Source organism: Bacillus sp. JJ722 (assembly GCF_036963345.1).
GTDB lineage: Bacteria > Bacillota > Bacilli > Bacillales > DSM-1321 > Bacillus_AD.
Genome location: NZ_JBALMO010000004.1, coordinates 40,772 through 41,503, shown reverse-complemented (window position 1 = coordinate 41,503; position 732 = coordinate 40,772). Strand labels below are relative to the sequence as shown.

The 732-nt window shown below is 32.4% G+C and carries 1 protein-coding gene; it reads left to right on the top strand.

Translation table 11 applies throughout. The features are described from left to right. Window positions 1-159: 159 nt before the first annotated feature. A complete protein-coding gene (gene def / locus V7014_RS00435; RefSeq protein WP_335502725.1) occupies window positions 160-714 on the top strand; it encodes a peptide deformylase in 555 nt (184 codons plus the stop codon). Window positions 715-732 lie beyond the last annotated feature (18 nt).

Below are 732 nucleotides of genomic sequence, written 5' to 3'. Positions count from 1 at the left end.
TTTAACAATTAAATAAAAAAGAAGCATATAATAGTTCTTAATCAATCTTATTTCTATCTGTGCATGATTGATTTACATCAATAAAAAGTTAAGGTAAGATTTGAATAATACTAACTGAATAATAATAAGTTTTTACATAAAGATAAAGGTGGGACAAAATTGATTACAATGAAAGATATAGTTTTAGAAGGAAATCCTGTTTTACGTGAGGTGGCTAAAGAAGTTTCTTTACCAGCTAGTGAAGAAGATAAAGCCATCGCACAAGACCTTCTAGAATACCTAATTAACAGTCAAGATCCAGAAGTTTCAGCCAAGTATGGTTTACGACCTGGTATTGGATTAGCAGCTCCTCAAATTAATGTTCCCAAAAGGATTATTGCAGTACACTTATCAGACGAAAAAGGAACATTATATAGTTACGGATTATTCAATCCTAAAATTATCAGCCATTCAGTAGAAAAATCATATTTATCTGGTGGTGAAGGTTGTTTATCGGTGGATCGTGCTGTTCCAGGCTACGTACCAAGATACTCACGAATTACTGTAAAAGCAACAACAATAGAAGGTGAAGAAATTAAACTACGTCTAAAAGGACTTCCAGCAGTTTGCTTTCAACATGAAATCGACCATTTAAATGGTGTTATGTTTTACGATCATATTAATAATGAAGATCCATTCGCACCAATTTCAGGAGCTACTGAAATTGAAAGATAATAAAGAAGCGTACTGAAA